Source organism: Desulfosediminicola flagellatus, from assembly GCF_005116655.2.
Classification (GTDB): domain Bacteria; phylum Desulfobacterota; class Desulfobulbia; order Desulfobulbales; family Desulfocapsaceae; genus Desulfopila; species Desulfopila flagellata.
The window spans coordinates 6,131,921-6,155,193 of sequence record NZ_CP050698.1 but is presented as its reverse complement, the minus strand read 5'-3'; the positions used below and the strand labels follow the sequence as shown (position 1 = coordinate 6,155,193).

Below are 23,273 nucleotides of genomic sequence, written 5' to 3'. Positions count from 1 at the left end.
AAGCGTAACAGTTGCCTGATAACCGTTCCAGGGCCATTTTGCAGAACAGTCACAAGTTTTAGCACAGATAGGATTAAAGAAGAGTTATCGACACAATTTGTAAAAAATGAGCATCCTTTTAAAACCAGAAAAGAGCTTTGTAAATTGTTAAAAGTCGTAAAATTGTTCCTCAATTTTAGTGCACTGCGAGGCGCAAGTGAAATAGAGTTTATTCGTGTCCCAATATGCCTGGTTTGGAGTAAGGTCCATGTCATATTTCGTAAAAAAAACAATAAAACCAATATAAAATGAGTAATTACTAATCTCAAAAAGATTGCAATCAAATTATCGATACCCTAGAATGTGGATGGTGCCAATGTATTCCACACGTCATTTGACTCATGCTGCTTTCTCTCGGAGACAACCTCCGCATTCGGGTTTTCTCCAATGTTGTTGCCATTTAACCCAGCTAACTTAGGGACGTACCCCTTTTACACGTTTATTGTGCTATCAGTTTTATCTGTATTCTGTGATACCTTGTCGAGAAAAGCTGAAGTAATGACTGCTACATGCTCAAGCACGTAATTTCTGCTCGATTCAAAACGACATAACCCAGTAAATCCTCACTGGAATATTTTATGGAAATGCCAAAAAAAACGAGTATTACCCGTTTAATTATTTACGCTTTTGCAACACTGTTGGTGCTTTATGTGGTTCAAATTACATTTTCTGTTCATGGAGCCAGTAATCTGGTAAAGCTGACCAGAACGATTTATGACCATCCACTTGTTGTTTCCAATGCCTCGCTCAAAGTACACACCAATATAATCAAGATGCACCGCAACATGAAAGATGTGGTGCTTTTTACTGACCCGGGCATCATTGATACAGCAATTGCAGAAGTGAAAAGTCTTGAGCAGAATACTTTTGAGCAATTGGACATTATTGATGAAAAGATATTGGGTGAGAAGGGAAAGCAATTAGTGGCCGAGGCTCTTCTACTCTTTAAGCAATGGGCCCCTATTCGGGAAAGCGTTATTGCCACCATTCAAAAAGGTGACCGTCAACAGTCTGCCCGAATAACCAGGCAAGAAGGAGCTGCCCATGTAGAAAAACTTGAAATTAAAATGGTAGAATTGGCAGAGTATGCCAGAAATAAGGCCACTGGTTTTCTAGAGAACATAGAAAGTGTAGACCAAGAAATGAGATGGTGGTCCACAATATTTCTTGGATTGTGGGTCTGCCTCTCACTCTACATTGCCTTTTTTACTGTTAATAGAACCCGAAGACTGGAAAGATCGGCAGCAGAAGAAAAGGAAAAGCTTCAAGTCACAATACATTCCATCGGTGATGCTGTTATCGTCACTGATACTTCCGGCAAACTTACCATGATTAATCAGGTCGCGGAGGAACTTACAGGCTGGAGGGAATCTGATGCTCTGGGGGCAGATATCACAGGGATTTTTAACATTATAAATGAAACAAGCCGCATTCCCTGTGAAAACATGATTGAAAAAGTCCTGTCTGAAAACAGTATAGTAGGCCTGGCAAATCACACTCTCCTTATTGCAAAAGACGGCACGGAAAGAGCAATCGCCGACAGTGGTGCACCTATACGGGACGATATAGGCAATATCACCGGAGTTGTATTAGTTTTCCGTGACCAGACAGAGGAGCGTGAAGTCCAGAAAAGGTTGCAGGATAGTGAAGCACAATATCGCTTTCTGGCTGATAACGCTCTCGACATAATCTGGACATTGAATCTTGATCTCACGTTCACCTTTGTCAATAAAGCCATATTCAAAGTAACAGGCTTTCGTGAAGATGAGTGGCTTGGCAGCAGTTTGGCCGATCACTGTAGTGAAGAAGTATTTCATGATATGAAAAAGTTCCTCACGACTAAGCTGGCCCAAAAAGATGAATCCGAAAGTCTTCTCTTCGAAACTGACTGGTTGAAAAAAAATGGGGAGATGGTCCCTCTTGAAATTCACGGTAGAGTTGTTCATGATCAGCTAGGGAAGCCTCTATGTATTCAAGGGGTTGCCCGTGACATAACCGAACGAAAGAAAGCAACTGAGCAGAGGCGCTATCTGGCTAATCTGTTGCGGCAGATGGGTGAAATCGCAAAAATTGGTGGCTGGGAGTTTGATACCCGCACCGGTCTAGGTTCCTGGACTGACGAAGTGGCAGCAATCCATGATCTGGACCCAGCAGAAAAAGCTGATATGAACCTGGGCTTGAGCTTTTACCACGGTGAGGATCGGACGAAAATCGAAAAAGCTATTAATGAAGCGATATCAGAGAAGAAACCTTACGATCTTGAGCTGCAATTGACAACAGCTAAAGGTGTACAGAAATGGGTTCGTACTATCGGCGTTCCATATGTTATCGATGATGAAGTTGCTCAGATTCGCGGTTCTTTTCAGGATATCACCGAACAAAAGCGCAACGAAAACAGAATCGCCCACCTGAATCAGGTCCTGAGAACTATACGGGATATCAACCAACTCATAATTCGTGAAAATGATACTGAAAAACTTATACAGGCCTGCAGTCACATTCTGGTTGATAATCGAGGATATGACTGTGCCATTATTGTATTAACTGATGAAGAAGATAAACCCTCAAAATGGGGCGCCGCCGGTATAGCAGAAAACTCTCAGACATTACAGAGCGCCATAGAGCAGAACGTGCTGCCTCTATGTTGCCGGGGAAATAGCCTGGAAGATGAATCTTTTATCAATCAGGAAGGAAAAAACGTCTGTAATATTTGCGAAGCTATAGATGAGGATAGAGACAGAGCAATATTACGCACAAGACTTGGCTTTGAAGGAACTTTTTATGGGTATCTGGTCGTCGCCCTCGCTGAAGGACTGCAAGTCGATGCGGAAGAAAGATTGTTGTTTTTAGAACTGGCGGGAGACCTTGCCTATGCACTTCATGTAATTGGCCTCCAGCAAGCAGGTATTGAAGGAGAAGCAAACCGTGAGCATCTTGAAAAACAGCTGGTTCAGTCACAGAAATTAGAGTCGATTGGCAGATTGGCAGGTGGTGTGGCGCATGATTTTAACAATATGCTCAATGTAATAATGGGTTTTACCGAACTTGCACTTGAGCAGGTTGAAGCCGAAAACCCTGTGGTTGCGGATCTTAACGAGGTTATGGCGGCGGCCGGAAGAGCTGCAGATATCACCAGGCAATTGCTGGCTTTTGCCAGGAAACAAACCATTTCACCTGATCTGCTCGACCTTAATAGTACAGTCGAAGGACTTTTAAAAATGCTACGCCGTCTGATCGGTGAGGATATCGATCTTGCCTGGCTGCCAAAACCTGATTTATGGATAATTCGAATAGACCCGGGTCAACTGGACCAGATCCTCGCTAATTTGTGCGTCAATGCGCGAGACGCTATCAAAGGTGTAGGGAAAATAACCATTGAAACAGGTAATGCGGTTTTTGATGAAGAGTATTGCCGAAACCACGTTGGCTTTACTCCAGGGAAATATGTAATGCTGGGAGTGAGTGATGATGGTTGCGGGATGGATAAGGAAACCCTGGCAAATATTTTTGAACCGTTTTATACCACAAAAAGCGTAGGAGAAGGCACCGGCCTCGGCTTGTCTATGGTGTACGGCATCGTCAAGCAGAATGAGGGATTCATTAATGTCTACAGTGAGGTGGATAAAGGTACAACAATCAAGATCTACCTGCCTCGTGCTCTAAAAGGTACGATAGCAGAGGGTTTCCCTGTCCCCCAGTCAATGCCTCAAGGCAATGGCGAGACGATCCTGCTTGTTGAAGATGAAATTGCTATTCTCAAGCTTGGGGAAAAGATGTTAAAGGGGCTGGGGTATCATGTAATAGCCAAGGAGACCCCGGAAAAAGCCCTGGATATCGCCCGGGAATATCAGGGTAAAATCCATCTTCTTGTTACAGATGTGATTATGCCTCGCATGAATGGACGGGATCTGGCTAAAACACTAGCAACAATACACGACAACATAAAGGTACTGTATATGTCAGGCTATACAGCTAATGTGATTGCTCATCGTGGCGTCCTCGATGAGGGTGTACATTTCATGCCGAAACCCTTTTCAAAAGAAACGCTTGCCCTGAAAGTTCAGGAGGCTTTGAAAAGTTAATAGGTAGCATTTTCCTGTTAACCAGATGGTATTACAACGACAGAATATTATTCGTTGCGAGGTCAGTTGTGTGCTGAACAAGGTAGATACATAGAACCCGCCCACACCCTCACCAATAGTCAGCAATAGTCAGCAATAGTCAGTCTTTCTTCGTATACTATGTATACACAACCGGAACTTTCCGTTAATCTTCAACACAATAAATATATTGCCGATCAACTCAAAAGCACGGTGCAACGCTAAGCAGAAAGTTTCGTCACACGCTAAGAGTACGTGACGTTCGCATATAATCACATTTCGTCAATTCTACGTTCAACATACATTAGGTGAGATCTCTCATGTCTCAATTTCGGACTTCCTGCCTCATTGTTCTTTCAATATTCAGCGCTCTCACTACTATTTCATGTACCACTCCACTTTCGGCGAACAGCCAAAATGGACCAGGCTCAATTGAGTGCGTTGTGTTTCTGCATGGTTTAGCTCGCTCATCATGGTCTATGGATGATATCACTGAAGCCGTATATGAAAAAAACTATAGTGTTGCGAATATCGATTACCCATCACGGAGTGAAACAGTAGAAAGTCTTGCCATGACAGCGATTCCCGAAGGGATCCGGAAGTGCCGGGAGCAGGGTGCAGAAAGAATCAATTTTGTCACCCACTCAATGGGAGGAATACTGCTTCGTTACTATCTCTCCCAAAAGAGTATTCCAGAGTTGGGGCGGGTAGTGATGTTGAGTCCTCCCAACAAGGGAAGTGAAGTGGTAGATAACATACATGAATATTTTTTCTTTGAATGGCAGAATGGGCCAGCCGGGCAACAGTTAGGAACCGGGCCCAATAGTCTGCCCAGACAGTTGGGGCCAGCGACATTTCCCTTAGGTATTATCACCGGTGATGACCCTGCCGTCTATGACCTCTGGATGGCTAACATGATACCGGGCCCTAATGATGGAAAAGTCTCAGTGGAGAGCGCCCGACTTGAAGGGATGACGGATTTTATGGTTCTACCTGTAAGCCACACATTTATCATGGATGACGATGAGGTCATTCGACAAACGCTCTATTTTCTAGAGCACGAAAAATTTAACCATCCGGATTCGAATTTAAAATAGGTTATATCTTTAGTTTTCAGACAGAACCAACTTCAAGGTGTTCTTTTATCTTACTCGTTCCCGGCCGTGGTTGGCGCCAGAATTCTCTCCATCGTCATCTGTTCCAGAATATCGTAAAACGGATTGTAACGCAGACGGATAAGTGTCGACATAGGAACCGAAAGAATATCCTTCTCACCTTTTGCTTCAAACGAACCCAGAGTAAACGAGGCACTATCGCCAGGCTGTTTCACACCATAAACAGGGTCGTTTTTAGCAAACGGAAGAGCAACGTGTGAAAGGGAATACACACCGGCAGGCCAGGCGAGCCCGGGAGTTGTTGTCTGTACCTCAAGTTCCCCTGCATTCTTATACTTCACTTCGATTTCAGCACCAGTACTCTTCTGCTGGTTGCTAACCATCGACACGGCAAAGGGAAGCGGTTTTTCAAACAGGGAATCAAGAGCAGGCTTGGGGTCTGTTCTAAACAGAGCCATATCCGCAGCCAGCCGATTCACATCAAATAGTACCATATGGTGATTTTTTGGGCTGAGCCGATCCATAAACTTATCGATAATTGCCTGGGGTGGTATCGTTGCATCAACAGCTGATTGAAAGGCGAGTACAGGAGGTAAATTTTTCAATCCTCCTGCGCCAATCAACGTATCCATCATGGTCGCGACTCTGCCTGTTAAGAGATATATCTGTTGCCCGGCGTTAACTGCAAAAGAGCCGTACTTGTATGGATCGATTTCCGGTTCGATAGAAAGCCAGCCGAGTTTTTCAAGACCAGGTAGCAACGACACCAGAAGATTCAATCGGGCTAGGGCCGCAACCTTAGATACCGAAATTGCTGGTGAGATAAAAACAAGACCGGCAGGCTGCGGTAGTTGTTCACCCAGCATTCCCGAGAGCGTATACTCAAGCGCCAAGGCCGCACCATTTGAATAACCAATAATATAGAGCGGCACGTTCGGCCCAGTCTTCTCAGCCAGGTGCCGCATGGCCAACCGCACCGCTGCAGCAAAATCCTGCCATGTAATATCTGTCAGGCCACTTGGGGCCGTACCGTGTCCCGGGAGGCGCAAACCGACAACCCAAGCATTACCTGCATGTAAGCTCTCAGCAAGCGAGTGAAGGCTGTATGGTGAATCGGAAAGACCATGCAAAAGCAGGACTCCGGCTACCGGGGCTGGAGCTTGTAGCTCGAAGGTCTGATTCCAATTAACTTCTCTGGCGGCAGGGTCACTCCAGCTTTTGCGTTGATATCTGTTTAAATGTATTTTTGTTGAGCGCAGGTTATCACTATAGACAAGTGAATCAAGCTGACTGAAGAGTTTCACTTCCTGCTTGCGGTAATCATCAAGATTTGCGAGTTGTTCAATTGACTCTGCATGCAGCTCTTCATCTAATTCTGCCAGATGCCAGATTTCAAGATCAGGTCGGTTTCTCATCTGATTGGCGTAGATCAGAGCAACCCCTATAATAAACCCTGCAATAGCATAGAATAACGGCCTGAAAATCTTTGTCATTGCTTCCTTTTATCTAAATCGAGATGATGTTTTTGGCGATGATATTTACACTTTTCACCGACCAGGTAAAAATATAATACACCTTAATAGTAATAACATACCCCTGATTGAGTCCTGAACATTAGAATCCCAATGTCATATAAAGCCAGGGGTAAGGCAGATAGTAAGCGGGAACCCGAAAAATTTATCGGTTAAAGGCCTACCAGAAAATATGCAAGATTGAGAGCTCACGTTTATTTTCCCTTTCCTCGCATTGAAAAAAGGCATAGCCACAAAGCTACTGATGCCCTCATCATTGGTATTGTAACTGAAAAATATTAGCAGTTCGCTCTGTGACAGCAATACCCCAATTGACGATAGCTAATGTAGACTGAGCGAGATCAGCACAGACAGACTCGGGATCAGGTAAGAAAATACTACAGAACAACCAACACAATACAGACCAGAGCTTAGACTTGAAAAGATACCCTGGTGTATTCATGGCTCCTCTTCACAACAATCGAAGATTAGAAGTATTCAGTATCTGTATGTAAAAATAAAGAGGGAGAACTATCCGATTACCACCAAAACCTAACACCCTAAAGCCGTCACTGCAACCAATTATATCTGTTGACACTTGCCTTTGTAACCTTTGTAATTTTAGGTTATTGACGATTTTTTGGCTTAAAAATTCGTAGAGAATGTGGTGAGGATGAATTTAAGATATGGGGAAATAATTTGGCATTCGGGCTAGAGGGATTAGTGGGGTAAAAAGCGTACAAACCCAAAAAAGCCGAAATCAATCACATAAGAAATGATTAATTTCGGCTTTTCTAATTGGTGGAGACGGCGGGAGTCGAACCCGCGTCCGCAAATGCTCCCCTCTCGCATCTACATGCTTAGTTCCCGGCTTAAGTTTCGCATTAGGATTGCTGCGGAAACAAAGCAGCCTAACACTAGTCTATGAAGATCTCGCCAGCTAAAGTACAGACACCATTAGCGAAAGCCAGCCCGTTGAGTCGGCGCCCAGATCCAGTCTTACGGGCAAAGACTGGGTGGACGGCGGTAAGCAGGTTATTAAGCTGCTACTGCGTAGTTATAATCGTCGGCGATTATAATTGTTTTACTGTCGGTTTTACGAGCAAACAGAAAGCTCGGCATGCAACGACGAGCTTACACATCCCCGTCGAATCCGTTTCGTCCCCAATAATCTAAAAGATCAAATTCAATCCCAACTGAGTGGGATAAGCATCTTGCAGAAACTCTTTTTAATACATTAAAAAGAACGTCTAAGATCCTAAACTACCCCGGCGCATGACGCGCTGGATATCGCGGTCGCTATCACGTTGTTTTAACGTAGCCCGCTTGTCATATTGTTTTTTACCCCGGGCCAGCCCAAGTTCTACTTTAGCTTTTCCGTTCTCTATAAAGTAAATCTTTAATGGGATCAGGGCAAGGCCTTTCTCTTGTAATTTTCCAATCAGCTTCTTTATTTCCCGTTTATGCATCAGGAGCTTGCGCGCGCGCATCGGCTCATTCGGGTTATGGGTGGCATACGAATATTGCGAGATGTGAACGTTAAACATCTTTAGTTCACCGCGATCATCTATCTGCACATAGCCGTCACGCATGTTGGCCTTTCCTGCTCTCAAGGATTTCACCTCAGGACCGGTCAGTACCATTCCAGCTTCGAATTTTGCATCGATATGGTACTCGTGATATGCTTTTTTATTTTGACAAACTATTTTCATACCGAAGCTCTTATCTCCTTGATTCCCTGCCTCTCATTCCCAGTCTTACTCTGACGTTACGCGTATCGCTTCTTCAAGCGTAGTGATACCTTCACGTACTTTTCTCCACGCGTCCTCGCGTAATGTAGTCATTCCTTCCCGGATTGCAACTTTTCTCAACTCCGTACTCGATTCACTTGCCGCAGTCATTCGCTTAATCTCAGAGGAAAACGGGAAAATCTCAAAAACTCCACACCTGCCACGATACCCTGTGCCGCGGCATAATCGACAACCTTCGCCTTTATAGAGCGTCATCTTGCCGCTCTCCGTGGTAGGAAAACCCATCCTCAGCAACTCGGCACTGTCTATCTCAAAGCTTGTCTTGCAATCAGGGCAGATGGTCTTCACCAGTCGCTGGGCCATGCAGCCAAGAAGCGTTGAAGCAATCATAAATGGCTGTAGACCAAGATCCTGCAACCGTATAATCGATGAAACTGCATCATTGGTATGCAGGGTCGAAAATACAAGATGTCCTGTCATTGCCGCCTGCACCGCATGAGCTGCGGTATCATGGTCACGAATCTCACCTATCATGATGATGTCCGGATCCTGGCGCAGGATATTACGCAAAATTGTTGAAAAGGTCACGTCAATAAGCGGTTGCACCGAAATCTGGTTAAACTCTTCGTGCACCATCTCAACCGGGTCTTCCACCGTTACAATATTTTTCTCGGGTGTAGCAATTTTTTTCAGGGTCGAATAGAGCGTAGTAGACTTACCACTACCTGTCGGTCCGGTAACCAGCACTATCCCGTGAGGCGAGCCGATAAACGAATTGTAGACAGAGAGATCGTGTTTTGAAAAACCGAGCTGCTCAACATCCTGAAAGATTACATCCGGGTCAAGGATACGCATAACGGTCTTCTCACCAAATGAAACCGGTACTGTCGAAACCCTCACCTCAACATCTTTTTCCGCCTTAACACCAAGCTTAATTCGGCCATCCTGCGGTCGCCGCTTCTCAGCTATATCGAGCCGGGCCAGAAATTTTATACGCGAGGTTACTGCCGAGTGAACCGCCTTTGGCAGCTTATAGATCGTATGCAATGCACCATCAATCCTAAAGCGGACAAGGGTCTGGCTACGCTTTGGCTCAATATGAATATCACTGGCCCTTTGTTCAAGCGCATAGTTAAAGAGATGGTTGACCGCACTCTTGATATGCTGGTCAGAGGATGTCAGATCTTTAGCTGACGAGATCTTTACATATCGCTCGAGGTTGCCAATATCAACCGAAGCGCTTGAGGCGTCAGAAATACCGAACTGATCTTCCGCTGCACTGATCGATTTTTGAAACCCGAAAAACTCACCAATAATACGCTGAATATCAGACTTGGTGGATATAACCGCCCTGATACTTACCTGATTGGCCTGCTCGATATCTGTAAGGACAGGTTGACAATCCGGGTGATAAACAGCCATCTCAAGTACGCCATCTGCCATTCCGATGGGTAAAATCAACTGACGTATTGCAAAGTTGCGCGGAATCGTCTTGGTGACAATATCCATATCGAGATCGAGAGGATCAAGCTTTTTGAACGCCATCCCCGTCTCTTTAGCCACCGTGCGCATGATGGTTTCTTCATCCAGCAAATCTTTGGTGCCGGGTATATGCATCTGGAATGAAACAATGACCTCAACCAGATCAGGACTGACTCTCTCTTTTACCTTGTTTTTCTGGGCAAATCGCAACAGTTTCTGGCGCTGCTTACCTTTTTCAAGAGTAATAAACTGTCGTTGCTTGGCGCTTATTTTGCGGTGACGCTGAAGAATGTCGAGAAGCGCATCACTGTTAAGAAGTTGCATAATATACCTTGAAGAAGTTTCACATCAGCAGCCCGTTTTTTGAACCAGCAGTGTGGACAGGGCTTTTAACATACCTGCCACCTGATTTTTTTTGCAGTCGAACTGCTACTGAGAATTATCAACTCCGGATTAAGGGATTATTTTAAATACTATAGCGTTATCATGTGATTACAAAATCATCACTATAGTAAACATCCATTATTCTATTTTGCAATGCACTTCGACAAACAAATAAAGGAGTTAAGCTGACAAGGCCCCAGAAGACCCAAATCTACCCTTCAATCAGCCCGCGTAAAACTTCGATATTCTCGCGGTCCTCGGCCAGATCTTCTCCTTTTGGCGTTTCAAGTGTCATGGGTAGCTCGGCAAACCGGGAATCGTTGACCAGATTCTTAAAACCTTCAAGACCGATTGCGCCTTTACCTATGTGCTCGTGACGATCCACTCTGCACCCACATTCTTTTTTTGAGTCGTTTAGGTGAAAGAATTTTATATGCTCAAGCCCAATGGTGCTCTCTAACTCACCAATCGTTTTTTCATAGGCTTCAGGTGAGCGAAGATCATAACCCGCAGCAAAAATATGGCAGGTATCAACACAGACACCTATTTTATGCGCGAAACGTGAATGCTCCCGAATATAGGCAATCTCATTAAAAGCGCTGCCCAACCCTGTTCCCTGCCCTGCTGTTGTCTCAATAAGGAGCATTACATCATCATATCCAGATTCAAGCGCATTATCCATACCTGCAACAAATCGCTCAAGACCGGCCTCAACACCATCGCCGCCATGGGAGCCAGGATGAAGTACAACATAGGGAACACCAAGCAGACTGCATCGTTCAAGCTCCAGTTCAAGCGCGTCTATCGATTTTGCCAGCAACTCATCTTTAGCTGTTGCCAGATTGATTAAATACGATCCATGGGACGCAACGGGCATGGCATTATGCTTTTCCTGGGCTTCTTTAAAACATGTAATCTCATCCTGAGTTAACGGTTTAGGTTTCCACTGCCGCTGATTGCGGGTGAATATCTGCAGCGACTCACCACCAACACTGTCAATTCGTTCAAATGCCTTATATAATCCGCCAGCTACCGATTCGTGTGCACCAAATAATGCCATCGTTATCCTTCTATTACATTTTGTTGTTCTGATTCTTTGCGTGAAACCGATTCCTCGTAGCTTTCCCGCATAAAACGCTCTGCCTGAGACATATAAAAGTTCCGCTGGCCGGGATCAGCAAAAGCTGCCTGCTTTTCAGCATCCACAGCCTCTTCGATAAATCCGTTAGCCCAATAGGCAGTTGCCAGGGTGTCAAGAATATATCCTTGAGGCATTAGGGTCGCAGCGGTTCGAGCCAGGGTCAGCGCCTTAAGTGGATCACGAAGAGTCAGATCTTCACTGGTCACTAACAGCCAAGCAATGTTATTCATCAGTTTTGGATTGGCAGGCTCTAAACTATATGCCTTTTCATACGCTGCAAGTGCTTCGGCCTCCATTTTTTTACTGAGCATAAACGTCGCTAAAAGCTGATGCCATGCAGGGTTTTCAGGCTCATCTGCAGCTTTTTTTATCAAGTATGCTGAAGTGTAGTTTTCTTTATACTCCTGATGATGCTGCCCTGTCGGATATTGACCGAGTAGCGCAATTGCTATCACAAGAACAGCTACATAGCCAATGAGACTGTTACGCACCTTTATATCATGTTTTCGACTTTTTTCAGGTTCACGCTCAGCCTCGACAAGGCAATCAATCCGTTCTCCTATACCGAAATGATGCCAGTTCTTCTCATCACGGATATTCCCGCTCATATACGAGATCTTTTCAAACGCAGAAATAAGTGCCCTGCCCGTGCCAACAGCGGATATCACGTGCAGATCGGCCTGTCGTTCAAAGTTTCTAATAAAGTAACCGAAAATAAAACGGAAATAGATCACAAGCGCAGTAAGGATGACGACCCCATACATAGTCGTCTCAACAGTATCCGGGCTTACTCCGAAGTTAACCATCTGATCAATGACAACATTCTGGGAAAGTACAAAATAGATAAATGGCGCAGCCAACAGTCCTGCAAAAACGCTAAACCCGCAGATAAGCATGAGGTAAAGCAACAGATGATACCGCTTTACATGGCCAATCTCATGGGCCATAACTGACTCAAGTTCCTCCATTGTCATGGTTTGGATTATTGCTGGAGTAAGCAATACATATCTCAGGCCGGGAAGCAATCCCATAACTCCGGCGGTCAACACCTTGCCCTCAAAAAGCGGCCACAAAAAGAGCTCTGCCTTAAAGTTCTGGGATTTGCAAAACCGCTGCAGCTTATCTTTCAGGTCACCTTCCGGGAGCGGCCTACACCCCCATAACCAACGGACGAGTGGAGGAAAAAACAGCACCACAAAGAGCAGAAACATGACGAAAAACACGAGGTCTCCCCACTGCGATGCGAGCACAGCCTGAATAGGATGATAGGGGATAAGCGCCAGCAGGTCGTAGCAGAGAGAAAGCACAACCCACGGAAGAACTATAGGGAGATTAGCTTTTACGTTATTTATTATAAATCCAAGAGGCTGATAACTCCGCCCGAAAACATGCTGGTAATTTCTCCGCGCTACCCGCCACATAATTGAAAGGTAGGCTAAAAACAGCGCCAGACCTCCGACATTGACCAGTGCCGGCAAATGGCCGCCCAAAGATAATATCGAGAGGTAATATTTGGCATCACAGAGATACAACGCACCAAATCCGAAAACCAGGAGAGAAGCTATCGACAATCGTTTCTCTGCACTGAAGTATCCGGCCGATGTAAGAGTAGACGATCTGCTGAACTGATAGACACAGAGCCGGTCAAGCCCTACCACAGTAAACACAAAGATCATTAATGCCGACCAGCCTGGGAGCATTGGCACTTCAGGAACAGCGTCCATGGTAAAGAGAAAAACAGCGACCAGAAAAAGCAGGAGATTGGTATATATCAAGCGAGAACCTCACTAAAATTACAGCTCAGGAATATGTATAAATAGCCCCAATCCGGAAACCAGTTCAGGGATTATTGAAAATTCGATTCATCAAGTATTGCAAACAAAACCTATTGAAGATATAGCACATTCCCTCAGGTTTCCATTATATTGTAGGTCTCCTTGTTTTTTTCGCCAGTAACATGACAGTTATGTAATGGAAACCCTCCAATTCTATCTTTGCAATGCTCCAGAAGGCTGTCCGACAATGGCCTTTCGAAGTCTACGCTATCTGCCCAAACTCTTCGGAATTTTCAAAAAACAATGCTCGCAGATAAGCGAATGAAATGAGACTTCGATATCATTTATATGGCTGTGCTTATTTTTTGTAAATGTCTCGATTTTAACCAAAATTCCTATTCTCGGACAGCCTCCTAGTACCCGGCCTGCAATGCTATTACCTGCCCTCACAACACATTTCATGTTTTTTGATTACGAATATATTGATATCATATTTAAAGTGTAAATTATCGATCCTCGGCAACACCTTTTATGTTGACTCGAACAAAATACAGTCTACATTCTTTTCAATCGAAAAATTATTTTTGCGCCCTCAACGTTTTTCGTTGACATTATTTGCTATTTTATTTTATATAGTATGTTTCCATTATCAGAGGGCGCATAGCTCAGTTGGCTAGAGCCACCGGCTCATAACCGGTCGGTCGTAGGTTCGAGTCCTACTGCGCCCACCATTACAATGAAATCGGTTACACGAACACGGTTCCTTGAGAATTACACACACACTGCATACAGACAAGGGGGGATTACACACCGCCCCTTTTTACGAACGTCGCTTCGGGCAGAGATACCCGTTTCAGACGGAGTTATTATAAAGGTACAACCCACAGGGGTTGTACCTTTTTTTATTGCAGGGTTGATATTACTACAGTTTTTATATGATAGTTACAATTAAGGACATATTAAATGGGCTAGATCGGGAGGCACCATTCAACCTCGCAGAGGACTGGGACAATGTCGGTCTGCTGGTTGGTAACCCCGAGCAAGAGGTTCGATCAGTGCTCATCGGGCTGGATGCTACCAACGCCTTAATCGATGAAGCCATATCGAAAGGTGCAGATACCATCCTCACCCACCACCCAGTAATTTTCCGCCCCCTCCCCAGCATCAACACCGCCACCCCCGAAGGCAAGATTCTCGAAAAAGCTCTCAGTAACCACATATCAATTATTTCCTGTCACACCAATCTGGACAGTGCAGCCGAAGGGGTTAGCGACATACTCGCCACTTCACTCGGCCTTAGCAACCTTTCTCCACTGCTGCCATCAGCAGGATGCACAGAACAAAAAACCGGCCTTGGCAGGATCGGATCATACGAACAACCTGTTGAAATATCAGAATTCATCAAAAAAGCACTTAAGGTGCTTGGCCTGCCGACACTCCAGGTGGCAGGACCATTACCGGAACAGGTTAAAAGCGTCGCCGTCTGCGGTGGCAGCTGCTCAGACTTTACCGAAGTCGCCTACAATAGTGGCGTAGATATCTATCTGACCTCGGAAGTAAAACACAACTTTGCCCGTTGGGCCGAAGAGCGTGATTTCTGCATTATTGACGGTACGCATTACGGCACCGAAAAAGCTGCAGTTCAACTACTGGCACAGAAAATCGGTAACCTTGCCGACGCCAATAATTGGAAAATTGAAATTTTGCAGACAGAGAGGGAAAAGCATCCTTTTGTCTATCTGCACGAAGACAGTCTTACCCAAGAGTAACCCCAGACAGGAGAAGTATCTTGAACGAGCATATAGCGCAACTTATCATTCTTCAGGGCATTGATCTGCAGATCGACACTATCGATAACGAGATCAAGTCAGAACAGAACACCCTTGACGAACGCATCACAGCTTTAGCAAAGCGCGAGCAGAACATCAGCGAACTTACCGAAAAAATTTCAGCTTTAGAAAAAGAAAAGCGTGATTTTGAAGGGTTGGCAAATGACAAATTGGACCACGTCAAGGACCGTCAGTCCAAGATGATGCAGGTTCAGACCGGTCGTGAGCAGACTGCCCTCTTGAAGGAAATCGAAGACGGCAAGAAGAACGTTAAAGAGAACGAAGAAAAAATCGTTGCTCTCATGGAGAAGATTGAGACCCTGATCGCTCAGATTGAGGAAGAGAAAAACCTCCTCAAAGGTGAAAAAGTTCTGGTCGAGGAAGAAAAAGAAAAAGTTCGCGCTGCTATCGAAGCCATCAACAAAGGCAAGAAAAGCAAAGATTCTGAGCGCCAGAACCAAGCTAAGACTATCGAAGCGAGACTCCTCAAGAAATACGATACTCTCAGAGCGCATAGAAACGGCCTTGCTGTTGCTAATGTTCTACAGGGTGTTTGCCAGGGTTGCTTTATGTCTCTGCCACCGCAGAAGTACAATATTCTGCTTAAAGGCGATCAGATGCTTGAATGTCCTTCTTGTCAGAGGATAGTATATCATCAGGCACCAGAGTAATTAAAAAAAGTACGACTTTGGAGTGGATGCATGGTCGCACCGGGTTTATCCCGGTGAGGAAAGTCCGAACTCTACAGGGCAGGATGGTTCGTAACACGAACTCCGGGTGACCGGGGGAAAGTGCCACAGAAATTAAACCGCCTGATTTTATCAGGTAAGGGTGAAACGGCGAGGTAAGAGCTCACCGCTCTCTTGGTGACAAGAGAGGCATGGTAAACCCCATCCAGAGCAAGACCAAATAGGGAGATGTTTGAGGGCTGCCCGCCCGAAATCTCCGGGTAGGTTGCAAGAGGTGTTGAGCAATCAACATCCCAGTTAAATGATCATGGCCTCGCAAGAGGTACAGAATTCGGCTTATAGTCCACTCCATTTTTTAAAAGGTCGCTGTGAAGTGTAATAACTCTACAGCGGCCTGTTTTATTTTCAGGCCAGTCAGTATTTTGTTTATTTAGTGCCTGAACGAAAACCTGCATTTTTTCTCAGCTTCAAGGCGAGCAATGATTTTAACCATTCGAATACACTGAGTATTTTAATGATTAAAACTTGAGACTAACGAAGAAATTGGGGAAATTGGCGGTTTTCGGTCGAGCACTATTTAAAGATGTTATACAGCTGATATTCAGCCCATCTCCTTTGAATACAACAGAATCAAAATGACGCCAAAAGTTGCCGCCATCATCCCTGCTGCAGGAAACGGTACGCGGATGAAACTCGACCACCCGAAGCAGTACCATCAGATTGGGGGCGCGCCCCTGCTAGTCCACACCGTTCGCAGATTTATCACCCATCCACAAATAGACCGTACTGTTGTCGTTGTCCCGTCAGACTGGATAAGCCGGACAGTTCAGATGTTTGAAGAACACGGCCTTACTCATCAGTCACTCACCGTTATTGCTGGTGGCAGGCGACGGCAGGACTCTGTCCGTGCCGGGCTCAATACACTTAATAAGGATATTGATATCGTACTGGTTCATGACGGAGCCAGGCCACTTATCACACATGATTTGATCGATCGATGCTGGAAGGCAGTCGAACTACATGGCGCGGCAATTGCCGCAGTGCCTGTAAAAGATACCTTAAAACGGGGCGGCAGTGAAAACAGGGTCACAGGCACTGTTGACAGAGACAATCTCTGGCAGGCTCAGACCCCACAAGGAGCACGACGTGAGCTCCTGCTTACAGCCTATGAAGCTGCCGCAGATATGGATGTCACTGACGAATCAATGCTTTTAGAACATGCAAACATCCCTGTAACACTGGTAGAAGGTGAAGAAACCAACCTGAAAATTACCCGCCCGGAGGATCTACCTCTGGCAGAGAACATCATGCAGCAATCAGCCCCGCAGGCAATGGAACCACGAATGCGAATAGGCCACGGTTTTGACGCCCATAGACTTGTGAAAGAGAGAAAGCTTGTACTGGGTGGTGTTACTATCCCTTACGAACGTGGTCTTGCAGGCCACTCCGATGCCGACGTGCTCACCCATGCACTGTGTGATGCACTCCTCGGTGCACTCGGTGCCGGTGACATAGGCAGCCATTTTCCTGACTCTGACGCAAAGTTTAAAGATATCTATTCGATAAATTTACTTGACCAGGTGATCCAACTGACCGAGAGTAAAGGGTACGGTATCGCTAACATTGATATCACCGTAGTCTGCCAGCAGCCGAAACTTGCTCCGCACCTTGGTGCCATGAAAGAGATTCTGGCAAAAGCATGTAAGACCGAATCTCAGGTAATTAATCTCAAAGCAACAACCACAGAAAAGATGGGCTTTACCGGACGCGGTGAAGGCATTAGCTGCCATGCCGTTGTACTTTTACAAAAATAACACTTCTTGATGGCGTCGTAAAAAGACCGATCTCCTTCGTTGTAGGTTTTTCACAGGGCCTCAACATACCACATGTATTGTTGAGACCCTGCGAGAAAAGACTACACCTCGTATATCGAACTTTTTTACATAGTCATCCGATAAGCGCAGACTTCCGATAGGCGAAGACTTCGAGAACGTCGACAGATCTTTTTACGAGTCCATCACTCCTTTATAAAGGGTATTTTATGTCAGAATATATTCAACGTGAACGGTTGGCTACAACCTTTACCAGCCTTTGTGAAATAAGCAGTCCGTCCCGTCGTGAAGGCAACATTGCTAAACATCTTAAAAATGTTTTTGCAGAGCTCGGTGCAGATCTAATACTAGAAGATAATTCCAGCAAGGAAACTGGTTCAGAATGCGGTAACCTTATCATCCGCTTCAATAGCAACCATGATGATCTCGAAGGAGTATTCTTTGCATGCCACATGGACACTGTGGAGCCTGGAGATGATGTTCAGGTGGATAGAACTGGTGATATTTTCACAAGTCGCGGAGATACAATTCTTGGCAGTGACGATAAATCGGGCATTGCTGCAATCATTGAAATGCTAACGCTTATAAAAGAGCAGCAAATCAAACACGGCCTTATTGAAATTATCCTCACCACCTGTGAAGAAGTTGGTCTTCTCGGTGCAAAGAACCTTGATTATAAGCAGTTACATACTACCTACGGTTACGCGCTTGATTCAAGCTCGATAGACACTGTGATCTATGGCGCTCCTGCAGCTAATAAATTTTCTATTGAAATCACGGGGGCCGCAGCACATGCCGGACTTAATCCGGAAAAGGGGATCAGTGCTATCCAGGTTGCAGCAAAGGCAATTAATGAGACAAAGCTTGGTCGGCTTGATGAAGAATCCACAGCGAACCTTGGCATTATTCACGGAGGAGTGGCTACCAACATTGTCCCGGAACAGGTGATTATTAAAGGTGAGGTACGCAGCCATTCTGCAGAAAAACTTTCCATCTATACTACCGAAATTGAAAATGTTTTCAAAAAAACTGTAGAGGAATGGTGTAATCCATCACCAGAAAACACTATCCGACCTCAACTCAACATTACCACCAAGGCTGAATACCCTGCACTCAGACTGTCTCTGGATTCTGCCGTCATTGAGCGCGTTAGAAAAGCAGGTGAAAAAACCGGAAAAAACCTGCAATTCCTGACCGCAGGTGGGGGAAGTGATGCCAATATTTTTAATGGCTATGGCTTGCCCACTGCAATTGTTGCCACAGGTATGCAAAATGTACATACCACCGATGAACAACTCGACTTAAACCATCTGGTAAGTCTTACAGAGTTGATATACGTTATAGCAATCGGCTAGAATAGACTCAATGGTGATGTCAGGGAAAAAGAAATTGCCTGTATGGTAAAATCTGAAAAGCGCTACGGTCTCTTTTCTAAACCACTAACGCTTCGTTGAAAAGTTGCATCACCAGATTCTTTCTTGTTGAATTAAAGCTCCACATGCTATAAAAATTCGTTCTTGTATTTAGACGAAAGGCACAAAGGCGTATGTTTTTGTGCCTTTCACCATTTAGTCCGGACCTCATGGATAGAGCGATGCGCTCTCTGTTAATATTGTCAGTCATTCAACGTGACGAGAATATTCGACATCGCTATATGAAGCTGCCAGAAGTTTGAAAAATCCGGTTTAAGCATTTCCCTGCATGCCATCTACTGTCTCACCTGATAAATTACAGTTCAGATCAATTGCAGTACGAAGCAATCCAATGGAACCTATTTATGTCAGATAATAACTTTAAGCCTCAGGCCCTTCGCCCGACTCATGAATGCGGTGTCTGTGGCATTTTCGGTCACAATGATTCATCCAAACTGACCTATTTCGGTCTTTATGCACTACAGCATCGAGGGCAGGAGAGTGCCGGAATAGTCACTTCAGATGGCACCAAGGTTACCCAACACAAAAGCATGGGCCTTGTTCCTGAAGTTTTCTCTGAGGACATTCTGCAAACCCTTAAAGGAAACATTTCCATCGGTCATGTCCGCTACTCGACTACGGGTGCCTCAAATATCACCAACACCCAGCCGCTCCTGGTAACACACAAGGGCACGACTCTTGCGGTTGCCCACAACGGTAATCTGACCAACAGCCTGCAACTTCGAAATCAACTCGAAGAACGCGGTTCCATCTTCCAGACCACTATGGACAGTGAGGTTGTACTTCATTTGATGGCACGGGCTGCCCAAAAAGGACTGGAGCAGGCATTACGCGAGACTTTTCTTGCCATGCAAGGCGCCTACTCCATGCTGCTGATGACACCAAGTACCATGGTTGCTGTGCGCGATCCGGATGGTTTCCGCCCGCTTTGCATCGGTAAACTCAATAACGGCGGCTATATTGTTGCCTCTGAAACCTGCGCCCTTGATCTTGTCGATGCCGAATATCTTCGTGATGTTGAACCCGGCGAAATGCTGATCTTTGACAAGGACGGGATGCGCTCAATCTTCCCGTGGCCAAAACAGTCAACCAACTTCTGCATTTTCGAGCAGGTCTATTTCGCCCGGCCAGATTCTGACATTTTCGGCGGCAGCGTCTATCTTGCCAGAAAACGCATGGGTGCAATTCTTGCCCGCGAAACAAAAATTGACGCCGACTTTGTCATGCCTTTTCCCGACTCAGGTAATTATGCAGCACTCGGCTATTCTCAGGCATCTGGAATCCCCCTGGAAATGGGTGTTATCCGTAACCACTATGTCGGCCGCACATTTATTGAACCGACCCAGTCCATGCGTGACTTCAATGTCAAAGTGAAGCTGAACCCGGTACGCGGCTTTCTAAAAGGCAAGCGTGTTATAATTGTTGAAGACTCCATCATTCGCGGCACCACCGGCAAAAGTCGTGTTCGTGCGTTGAGAGAAGCCGGAGCGAAAGAAGTGCACATGGTGGTCAGTTGTCCACCAACCCGCAACGCCTGCTATTATGGAATTGACTTCCCATCGGAAGCTCAGCTCATTGCCTGCAATAAGACAGTAGAGCAGATCGCAGCATATCTCGGCCTCGACTCACTGCACTACCTGAGCCTTGAGGGTCTCGTGGAGGCAACAGGGATGCCAAAAGAAAACTTCTGTCTTGCCTGCTTTAACGGTGTTTACCCGGTAGCTCCTGATAAATCGTTTACCAAAGAAGCACTCGATTAATCATTTCGTCTTCATCGAAAAATAAAAAGCCCCTTATCCGGACAATCCGGATAAGAGGCTTTTTTAATATCTACGAAACGGAAAAACAGAAATTTTAAATATTTTTTTTGAATGAGAATATTTACGTTAAATCCGGCAGATCACACAGTTCTTCCCACTGTTTTTAGCATCGTACATTGCCTGATCGGCCCGCTCTTTCATAGAATTTTCATCTTCACTCATCGGTATATCAACATTTCGCCTGCAGGAGACAACACCAATGGAAAGAGTTGTTTTACCAAAACTACATTCTATATATTTCAAGAGAATACGCTGGACTATCTCTGTTGCCTGATCTGCAGAAGTCTGAGGTAACAATACAGCAAACTCATCACCGCCTAGGCGAAAACACATATCAACATTGTTACGCGTGCACTCCTCCAGTATATGCGCCAACTCAACCAACACCCGATCGCCTTCCAGGTGCCCGAATGTGTCATTGAAATCCTTAAAATTATCAATGTCAATGATGGCCAGAAAAAGCTGATACCCTTGCCGATGTGCTCTCTCAACTTCTCTGGTAAATCTCTGATCGTAAGCACGCCTGTTATAGAGACCTGTCAGGCCATCACTTAATGAGAGCTGCTCAAGTTTTCGAATCAACTCACGCTCTCTGAACGCGCGATCCAATTTCGCTTCGAGTTCGGACTGATCTATAGGTTTTTTTATAAAATCCATAGCGCCGGCCTTGATCATATCGGCGTAGCTTGCACGTTCACTGTAACCCGTAGCAACGATCACATCCGTCTTCTTGTGATGCTCTCTAATTTGTGCCAACAGCTCAATACCATCCATCTCAGGCATAACGATATCCGAAAGGACAATATCGATCTCTCGTGATTCCAGTACATCAAGAGCTTCTTTTCCGTTGCAGGCAACAAGACATTCGTACCCAAGAGCGGAAACAAGAATATTCAGAGTAACCCGAACGAGTTCATCATCATCGACAACCAGAATTGAAGCGGACTTTTTATCTTCCATTTTGAAAGCAACTCAGCCTAGCGTAATATCCAACTCAAGAGATACACATTCGTAAGCCGGATGGTTATTGTCATCATTTGATTCAATACTCAATTCCAAAATCAGTCAGGACAGAACATAATTCCCAATGAATTATATCTAATTATTTGGTTTTATTGTTGAAAAATCGTCAGCTAACTGATTGATAATCTGCTGCATCCTTACCAAAATAACGTACTCTCAAACCAGAATAAACACTAACTATTTTTTTTTACTACAAATTATTTGCATAATAGCTCATAATAGCATGCAATTATATTTAAAATCCAGCGAAGGAATCATTTTTCCCAAATTATAACACCTTTCCTTTATTACTATCATCCATGCCGAAATTACACGTCTATTTATGTTTCAATTGCTTTGTACGGTCTGAATAGATAGGATTATTCTATGACCAACAGGCAAGCGCCCACCCACAATAAAAACCCGGCAACCAATTTGAAAGAAAAGGCAAAGCCCATATCACACTTTTCCCACTCACAACTCCGTGAAATTTTCGAAGGTGGTGACATGGGCGATCCGCTCCCTGAAATGATTCGTATTTTTAGAGAGTTATCTCCAGAAAGCAACCCCGATTACATTACAAAAATATACGAAGACCTTACCGGAATATTTTCCGGAGATTTTGAAGGGTTTCGTGAGAGTAGCACGAGATATCATGACCTGCGACACACCCGCAATGTGGCGCTCGCAACTATCCGGTTATTTCACGCTCTGCATTGTGAGTCGGTGCATCTACCTCCTGATATCATAAAACTTGGCCTTATATGCGCGTACTTTCATGATACCGGAATGTTACTTACCGTTAAAGACTCGAAACCCTCAGGTGCTGCCTACCTGAAATCCCACGAAGAACGCTCCATTAGCTTTCTCCGGGACTATATGCATAAGCGTGGTTTTCCAGGTGCCTACTTCGATAACTGCGAATCAATCATTAATTGTACCAACCTGACTGTAGAACCAGATACCATCAACTTTGAATCAGAAGAAATTAAAATTGCCGGCCACATACTGGGAACTGCAGATATTCTCGCACAGATGGCCGACAGATATTATCTGGAAAGCCTCCCGTTGCTTTATATGGAGCAACAGGATGCCGGCATCCAGCAGCACCCGTCGTCACTTGCTCTCATGCGGCAGACAACCACGTTCTATCACGAAGTTATTGAGAATCGACTCAAGAAGTCATTTACTAACAAATGCATCTCAATGCGGACGCATTTTCAGGAATGGTGGCAGTTGGATTGCAACCTGTACATGGAATATATCACAAAAAATATCAGATACCTCGAAGAGGTGGTGAGGAAACATGACAGCGGTGAAGGAGAACTGGGCCAATATCTCAGGCGCAGGCAGCCTATAGTTTGATCAAT

The 23,273-nt window shown here is 45.0% G+C and carries 14 protein-coding genes, 1 tRNA gene and 2 other RNA genes; 10 read left to right on the top strand and 7 right to left on the bottom strand.

The window, feature by feature from the left end; genetic code table 11:
• Positions 1-617: 617 nt before the first annotated feature.
• Together FCL46_RS25495 and FCL46_RS25490 are read left to right on the top strand one after the other, a co-directional pair.
• Entirely contained in the window at positions 618-4,121 is a 3,504-nt protein-coding gene (locus tag FCL46_RS25495) for a PAS domain S-box protein (RefSeq protein ID WP_136809298.1), read from the top strand.
• Between the two features lie 338 nt (positions 4,122-4,459).
• Positions 4,460-5,236, top strand: coding sequence for an alpha/beta fold hydrolase (locus FCL46_RS25490; protein WP_167505993.1), 777 nt, complete (start codon positions 4,460-4,462; stop codon positions 5,234-5,236).
• Between the two features lie 50 nt (positions 5,237-5,286).
• Here the strand turns inward: FCL46_RS25490 and FCL46_RS25485 are convergent, their stop codons facing one another.
• The 6 genes from FCL46_RS25485 to FCL46_RS25460 form a co-directional block, all read right to left on the bottom strand.
• The gene (locus tag FCL46_RS25485; protein ID WP_136809297.1) at positions 5,287-6,747 is read right to left on the bottom strand and encodes an alpha/beta hydrolase; all 1,461 of its coding nucleotides are present in this window, start codon (positions 6,745-6,747) and stop codon (positions 5,287-5,289) included.
• A gap of 817 nt (positions 6,748-7,564) precedes the next feature.
• Positions 7,565-7,931: a transfer-messenger RNA gene (gene ssrA / locus FCL46_RS25480) on the bottom strand.
• An 84-nt stretch (positions 7,932-8,015) separates the two neighbouring features.
• Positions 8,016-8,477 carry an SsrA-binding protein SmpB gene (gene smpB, locus FCL46_RS25475; protein WP_136809296.1) on the bottom strand — a complete coding sequence of 154 codons (462 nt, stop codon included), beginning with the start codon at positions 8,475-8,477 and terminating at the stop codon, positions 8,016-8,018.
• A 45-nt stretch (positions 8,478-8,522) separates the two neighbouring features.
• Positions 8,523-10,322, bottom strand: a complete 1,800-nt coding sequence (locus FCL46_RS25470; protein WP_136809295.1) for a GspE/PulE family protein — start codon at positions 10,320-10,322, stop codon at positions 8,523-8,525.
• A 271-nt stretch (positions 10,323-10,593) separates the two neighbouring features.
• Positions 10,594-11,442: a deoxyribonuclease IV gene (locus FCL46_RS25465; protein ID WP_136809294.1), complete on the bottom strand. Its 849-nt coding sequence runs from the start codon at positions 11,440-11,442 to the stop codon at positions 10,594-10,596.
• 2 nt (positions 11,443-11,444) lie between these two features.
• Positions 11,445-13,298: a M48 family metallopeptidase gene (locus FCL46_RS25460; protein ID WP_136809293.1), complete on the bottom strand. Its 1,854-nt coding sequence runs from the start codon at positions 13,296-13,298 to the stop codon at positions 11,445-11,447.
• 654 nt (positions 13,299-13,952) lie between these two features.
• Between FCL46_RS25460 and FCL46_RS25455 the strand changes: the two genes are divergently transcribed.
• The 7 genes from FCL46_RS25455 to purF all read left to right on the top strand — a co-directional run bounded on the left by FCL46_RS25455 (position 13,953) and on the right by purF (position 20,841).
• A tRNA-Ile gene (locus FCL46_RS25455) sits at positions 13,953-14,029 on the top strand.
• Between the two features lie 204 nt (positions 14,030-14,233).
• Entirely contained in the window at positions 14,234-15,067 is an 834-nt protein-coding gene (locus FCL46_RS25450) for a Nif3-like dinuclear metal center hexameric protein (RefSeq protein ID WP_136809292.1), read from the top strand.
• Positions 15,068-15,087: 20 nt separating this feature from the next.
• Positions 15,088-15,798 carry a zinc ribbon domain-containing protein gene (locus FCL46_RS25445; RefSeq protein ID WP_136809291.1) on the top strand — a complete coding sequence of 237 codons (711 nt, stop codon included), beginning with the start codon at positions 15,088-15,090 and terminating at the stop codon, positions 15,796-15,798.
• An 18-nt stretch (positions 15,799-15,816) separates the two neighbouring features.
• An RNA gene (gene rnpB / locus FCL46_RS25440) (RNase P RNA component class A) lies at positions 15,817-16,171 on the top strand.
• 280 nt (positions 16,172-16,451) lie between these two features.
• Complete coding sequence (gene ispD, locus FCL46_RS28530) at positions 16,452-17,630, top strand: 2-C-methyl-D-erythritol 4-phosphate cytidylyltransferase (protein WP_136809290.1); 1,179 nt, start codon at positions 16,452-16,454, stop codon at positions 17,628-17,630.
• A gap of 227 nt (positions 17,631-17,857) precedes the next feature.
• Positions 17,858-19,003, top strand: a complete 1,146-nt coding sequence (locus tag FCL46_RS25430; RefSeq protein ID WP_136809289.1) for a M20/M25/M40 family metallo-hydrolase — start codon at positions 17,858-17,860, stop codon at positions 19,001-19,003.
• 422 nt (positions 19,004-19,425) lie between these two features.
• Positions 19,426-20,841 carry an amidophosphoribosyltransferase gene (purF, locus tag FCL46_RS25425; RefSeq protein ID WP_136809288.1) on the top strand — a complete coding sequence of 472 codons (1,416 nt, stop codon included), beginning with the start codon at positions 19,426-19,428 and terminating at the stop codon, positions 20,839-20,841.
• Positions 20,842-20,967: 126 nt separating this feature from the next.
• Here purF and FCL46_RS25420 read toward each other — a convergent pair whose 3' ends face one another.
• Positions 20,968-21,861, bottom strand: coding sequence for a GGDEF domain-containing response regulator (locus FCL46_RS25420; RefSeq protein ID WP_136809287.1), 894 nt, complete (start codon positions 21,859-21,861; stop codon positions 20,968-20,970).
• A 429-nt stretch (positions 21,862-22,290) separates the two neighbouring features.
• Between FCL46_RS25420 and FCL46_RS25415 the strand changes: the two genes are divergently transcribed.
• Positions 22,291-23,268, top strand: coding sequence for an HD domain-containing protein (locus FCL46_RS25415; protein WP_136809286.1), 978 nt, complete (start codon positions 22,291-22,293; stop codon positions 23,266-23,268).
• The last annotated feature ends 5 nt before the right edge of the window (positions 23,269-23,273 follow it).

Excerpts from the sequence above, each read along its gene's own strand:
- FCL46_RS25490 (WP_167505993.1), top strand. The coding sequence starts at position 4,460 with ATGTCTCAATTTCGGACTTCCTGCCTCATTGTTCTTTCAATATTCAGC.
- FCL46_RS25420 (WP_136809287.1), bottom strand. The coding sequence starts at position 21,861 with ATGGAAGATAAAAAGTCCGCTTCAATTCTGGTTGTCGATGATGATGAA.
- smpB (WP_136809296.1), bottom strand. The coding sequence starts at position 8,477 with ATGAAAATAGTTTGTCAAAATAAAAAAGCATATCACGAGTACCATATC.
- FCL46_RS25430 (WP_136809289.1), top strand. The coding sequence starts at position 17,858 with ATGTCAGAATATATTCAACGTGAACGGTTGGCTACAACCTTTACCAGC.
- FCL46_RS25495 (WP_136809298.1), top strand. The coding sequence starts at position 618 with ATGGAAATGCCAAAAAAAACGAGTATTACCCGTTTAATTATTTACGCT.
- purF (WP_136809288.1), top strand. The coding sequence starts at position 19,426 with ATGTCAGATAATAACTTTAAGCCTCAGGCCCTTCGCCCGACTCATGAA.
- FCL46_RS25415 (WP_136809286.1), top strand. The coding sequence starts at position 22,291 with ATGACCAACAGGCAAGCGCCCACCCACAATAAAAACCCGGCAACCAAT.
- FCL46_RS25465 (WP_136809294.1), bottom strand. The coding sequence starts at position 11,442 with ATGGCATTATTTGGTGCACACGAATCGGTAGCTGGCGGATTATATAAG.
- FCL46_RS25450 (WP_136809292.1), top strand. The coding sequence starts at position 14,234 with ATGATAGTTACAATTAAGGACATATTAAATGGGCTAGATCGGGAGGCA.
- ispD (WP_136809290.1), top strand. The coding sequence starts at position 16,452 with ATGACGCCAAAAGTTGCCGCCATCATCCCTGCTGCAGGAAACGGTACG.
- FCL46_RS25470 (WP_136809295.1), bottom strand. The coding sequence starts at position 10,322 with ATGCAACTTCTTAACAGTGATGCGCTTCTCGACATTCTTCAGCGTCAC.
- FCL46_RS25485 (WP_136809297.1), bottom strand. The coding sequence starts at position 6,747 with ATGACAAAGATTTTCAGGCCGTTATTCTATGCTATTGCAGGGTTTATT.